This window comes from Endozoicomonas sp. ONNA2 (genome assembly GCF_024606365.1).
Taxonomy (GTDB): domain Bacteria; phylum Pseudomonadota; class Gammaproteobacteria; order Pseudomonadales; family Endozoicomonadaceae; genus Endozoicomonas.
The window spans coordinates 1-5,099 of sequence record NZ_JAHHPO010001091.1 but is presented as its reverse complement, the minus strand read 5'-3'; the positions used below and the strand labels follow the sequence as shown (position 1 = coordinate 5,099).

Sequence of the window (5,099 nt, the reverse complement as noted above, 5' to 3'; positions counted from 1 at the left end):
TTAGAGCTGTTCAGAATTACAGTAATATGCCTTTGCTGGGTGCTGAATAGTTACTCTGAGACAAACCTTTCACCCAAGTGAGATGGGCTCCTACCAATCAAAAAGCCTAAGATCTTTGCCTAATCGGAAGTTTGTCGAAAGAGTCGCATTCTGATTTAAGTTGTATCTGATCTCAACATCCAGTTTTTGATCCCGGAGCAGAGCAGGAATATTTCTTACGTATAAGTTATGGGAGAAAACCTCATTAAATGTATTAATCATCCGATTACTAAAGTCACCCTGACTACTCCATGAACTAGCGCTTGGACTTGGTAAAAAGGCATCAGCTGCGGTTTCCCTATCACGGCTGGCTGCTATCACAATCATGTAGGCGGGAATGTCCCTGTCCCTTTTGGTATCAATCTCTTGTACAATATCTGGATGGACCGCGTTATATACATAGCGATAGGGCAGGTCAAACATAGTACCTGAGTGACAGGTGTCAACAAATACCAGAATTCTGGCGCTTTTATGGAAGCGTTTAAATGAATTATGTAGTTCATCATCTGAAACAATGTCGCGACCACAAACCATGAGTTCATCCATACCGTCCAGCTCATCACCACTGGTATCTTTTTTACGCGTGCCATGTCCGGAAAAACTGATTAATATGCGATGTGGCCCGTTTTCAGTATGAGTCTTCTCAGCCATACGCTCAATTTCTGAAAGTACTATGGATTTGCTTAATGGGCCTAAGCGATCAGTAAGAACCTTGAGCGAATTAGCAGGTATTCCTTTGCTAATGGTAGCCCAATTAAAAAAATTCCATGCATCGTTACGGCAGCCGTTTAGTGTCGGTACTTCTGGAATATCGTCATAGTTCTGTCCGGTAAAAAGCCCCTTAATCATATGCATGTTTTCAAACTCAAAATAGAAGTCACTATCTAATGGGCACTGGTTGTCATAACAACCGGTCTGACTAATTGAAACATACTGATTATTTGCACTAAGAGCGTTTGGCGGAAATAGTAAAATCAGTAATAGGCAAATGAATAAGGAGATAGGTTTTAAAAAAAGATTCAAAAGTCGAATTACACAGGAAGCGAACATTATAGGCCTCATGCTTGACAGTCTGAGGTGTGAGCATTCAGATACCGTAAGCTCACCTCATTGGACGAATTTCATAAATCCTGAATTCGTAAAAATATGGAATTGGTTAAAAATGTCATTCGGTCTCGGAAAACCAACGGCCACGGAACTCACCCAGAAAATGGCAGCACTTGCAATGAGGCGTAGCCATCCTTAGCCTTTATCTCCTAACGAACTGTCAAGATGCCGGATGCCTTGACGGGACGTATATAATTCTTCCATTTGCTATAAACATCCGTTTCAGGATCAACCAATGTTGGCAAGTTATCAACAACCGCCAATTTTAACCCAATCTCACTTATGAGCTGATCACCCTCCCAGCGCCATTTCTGTCTTGCAGATGCACTACAGCTCTGCACCTTCAGCTTGTTGTCAGACGTCACTTCCATACAACGGTCACCTGCGACTTTTGAGCGGATTCGTTGGTAACCATCCATACCCCAGATCTGATTATTGGCGTAATGGCAGCGCCATAATATGACATCTTCACCCACTTTCTGGGAGTTTTGCCAAACGTCAAGACACATCCCTTCTTTGGAGTTAAGTGCATAAGCTTCCAGAGAAACAGGTACTTCAGGATCAAAGAAAGGAGAACCCCAATCTACGGTAATATTTTTCTTCCTTGTATAAGTCAGGGTCTTCGCGCCTTTAACTGCATAATTAGAAAACCAGAATGCATACTCCACCTCTCCAAAAAGAGCATCAACCTCAACAGTATTAATCAGATCCAATGTTGAGGGTCCCTTTTTGTTAGCAGGCACTCTAAAGGTAGCACTCATGCCTGGCTTGAAGTTGGAATACGCAGCATTACTAAACTTAGAATCATCAAAAACCCAATCCCTCCCCCAAAGTGCATCTGTATCACGAGTCTTCCAACTATTAACGCTCCCCCAATCCCGTGCCCACAACCAGCGTGCAGAATCCCCGTCAGCGGCTGCACTTGATAAATTTTTCACAGAATACTCATATACGTCATAACTGACTTGACGGTTACTCGAGTATGAAAAACTCGCACTGGTACTTGCACCAACAGCAGGCCCTTGTGCGCCTACCTCGGCACTGGCTTGGGAAGTGACCCCCACCTGGAATCCGGAAGAGTCTGTAACCTTTGTATGCATTGGTTGGTTATTGGGTATGCTATGGAAAAGCTTAAGCTCAGGATCATTGCTCTTGATTTCCATTCCGTATTCCATGGCAATAGGGGCAAACCGAGTCTCCCGGCGTGTCCAACTCTCAAACCACGGATGTGCATGGCTAGGAGATTTGGCCAAATGCCAACCAGCACCACCATTATTTTTAGGGTTAAGCGTTATACGAATATACTTGCTATCGTCAGAATTTTTATCTCCCCCTTGTCCATTCGGCACTGAACGAACCAAGTCAACAGAATAAAAGAGAGAAACTGATAGCTTTCCATCACAGGCATCGTAAGTACTACCACTGTTCCATCTTCTTGGTAACATACAGCGCCCAATCACCGAACGAAATTCCAGTGGTATGGTCATTTCAGGGCGATGCAGAGAACGGGGAGTTGATAAACGACGCGACATCGTAGAATTTACCAGATCAGCCACACCCACTGAGCGGTCTGTAAAACTGTTTTTAGTGCCTCCAATATTAATCAACTCTGTAATCAAATCGCTGATCTCACTCTGTAATAAATCTCCCAAATCTGCTGACAACCCGCCATTAGCTGGCATAACAGAGCGCAATTCAACATGATCAGCTATTACTTCAAAGTCGGGGGAGGAAACGTCCACTGCCCTTAATTCAGGTACTCCATCCTCCTGTATTCTGGCCAACAAAACGTTAGCGGAAACTCCCACACCCGTAATGTATTTACAAATCTCCTGAAAGTACTTATCATCATAGATCTCAGTTCCATCAATAATCACAGGAACTCCTTTCCTAAATAAATCCCGCGCATTCCTTTTCTCGTCCTCTGGCAGTGGATTACTGGGATTAACAACCAACAAATTGATCCCTTGTTCATTACCCTGAACAGGCTCCTCGACCATCATTTGAGCACTCCAACCTCGTTTACTCAATATATTGAGCATTGTATTAGACAAGTTGCCTGATGCCACAACTACCATATCTGACATATCTGAATGTACGTCGAAAGATCTGTTATTTACACTTTGCCTAACCGGTGAACCTCCGTGCTCACTCTGACTGGGTGGTAAATTATTACCGGGCATTGAATCACCTGAATCACTTGAGCCGTCAACACAACCCCACACTCCGGGGAGACAATGGCCGCAAGCAGAAGTGCAGTTAAGAGCTGAAACAAAACATACAATCAAGACCGGTATCAATTTTAAGTATGATATTTTCATCTAAACCTCCTAAATAAATATCTAGAATATCAACCATACCGCTGAAAAGGGGTGATACTCTTTACAACTAACAACGTAGTGCCTGATTAAGATTGCCCTTAATACTTTTTCCCATTCCCATTCCCATTTTCGTATCCGTGGAAACTAATATTAGAAGGCCACTGACCTTTGACATCAATTGTATAAGAGCCTGAAGACCAGCTTCCCAACGGGGATTTCCAGAAAAAGCGCTTTTTTGTTTCACTATTATTGAAAACGGTTCGATAGTTGATGACAAGATTGATGTTGGTTGCATCTATTGGAATTTCACCAAAGATCATATCCCCATAAGAATATATAGTGGCTGATCGGTGAGTTATACCAGTATAGGGGCACTCGTATTTGAGTTCTGCACGAAGATGGTAGCTACCGAGATTGTTAATTCTAATCTCGAAAAACGAGATTTCGCGGAGCCAGCCGGGGATAACTCTATCTCCATCAATAGATGAAAAGGTGAAAGCAATGGGCACAGTCTCAACTGTATCAGTTATATCTGCTGGCCATATAAAACTGGTAACCTGTCCACTAACATGAGTTTGGTAATAACCAGCAGACACATTCCCTTGACCTGTTAACGCCCTAATCAGCTCAGAACTACCATTAATCCTAAATTCAGAATTACTCATTTCTGAACCCAGTGAGATTCCAGCGTCTGCCATGATAACACTGGTAATCACACCAAAACCCTGAACAATACCGTTATCAACTAACATGTTGTTGTTATTAGCCTCTGCTTTCAGCGTGTCTATTTCCCGATATAAGGTGCTAACAGGATCGGTCATAACCTGCTGTGATTTAAGTGCCCACTGGGCAACCATCGATCCACGTTTGGCAAATTTCCATGTCATTTGGCCGGTACCGGAAACTTCATTAGCAATTTCTAGTTCAGACTTGAATTCCAAGCCTGATTGCTGCACATCACCTTTACTCAACAAAAGCGATTTATTCAATGGAATCGATTGTATCTCAAGGTCATCTAAGTTGACGCCAGAATACCTGAATGTGCCCGATTTGGCATCAATCGTTCCAATGGCCCCCACCCTTATGTCGGGGTTTAAATTCCAGTTTCCCCAGCAATGAGGGTAGGTGGTTCGGACTAGTTGATTAAATTGCTTATTAAAGTAGCCCGGTGGCAATGGTGAAGAGGCATGTACCAATCCAACCAGACTGCAAACAAGACTTATGGCCAATGCCAGCCTAAACATTGCCAAAGCTTTAATGATTTCAGGAATTTGCATTTTGAATGAACAATCAGATAGTTAATAAAGAGGGACGTAGAGAGTAACCCGAACATATTACATTTTAAACCAATTTAACATGTTTTAGAGTTCGCCAAATATCAGTAGGTTAAGTGGCCCAAGGGCTAGAGTTTTTGAATAGGAACTAACTAAATGTTGTAGTTACGCAACACGCTGTCTTTTACCACTATCCAGTAGAATTTGCCTGATTGGGAAAGCACTACATATGATTTAGGCGCGTAACCACAGAAACTAACACCGAAATTCCTCTTGAACCTATGACGACTCATAATATGCCTTAGTAATTGTCCCGAAATAACACCGACATTTTTTGCTGATGGAGCCCTCTTCATAG

At 42.7% G+C, this 5,099-nt stretch carries 4 protein-coding genes; all 4 read right to left on the bottom strand.

All coding sequences use genetic code 11. From position 1 onward, the window contains the following. Positions 1-90: 90 nt before the first annotated feature. Positions 91-1,089: a caspase family protein gene (locus KDK14_RS19540; RefSeq protein WP_257266887.1), complete on the bottom strand. Its 999-nt coding sequence runs from the start codon at positions 1,087-1,089 to the stop codon at positions 91-93. A 206-nt stretch (positions 1,090-1,295) separates the two neighbouring features. Continuing rightward, positions 1,296-3,329: a leukocidin family pore-forming toxin gene (locus KDK14_RS19535; protein ID WP_257266886.1), complete on the bottom strand. Its 2,034-nt coding sequence runs from the start codon at positions 3,327-3,329 to the stop codon at positions 1,296-1,298. A gap of 236 nt (positions 3,330-3,565) precedes the next feature. Further along, complete coding sequence (locus KDK14_RS19530; RefSeq protein WP_257266885.1) at positions 3,566-4,744, bottom strand: hypothetical protein; 1,179 nt, start codon at positions 4,742-4,744, stop codon at positions 3,566-3,568. A 149-nt stretch (positions 4,745-4,893) separates the two neighbouring features. Continuing rightward, on the bottom strand, positions 4,894-5,099 hold a 206-nt coding region (locus KDK14_RS19525; RefSeq protein ID WP_257266884.1), incomplete at its 5' end, for a hypothetical protein.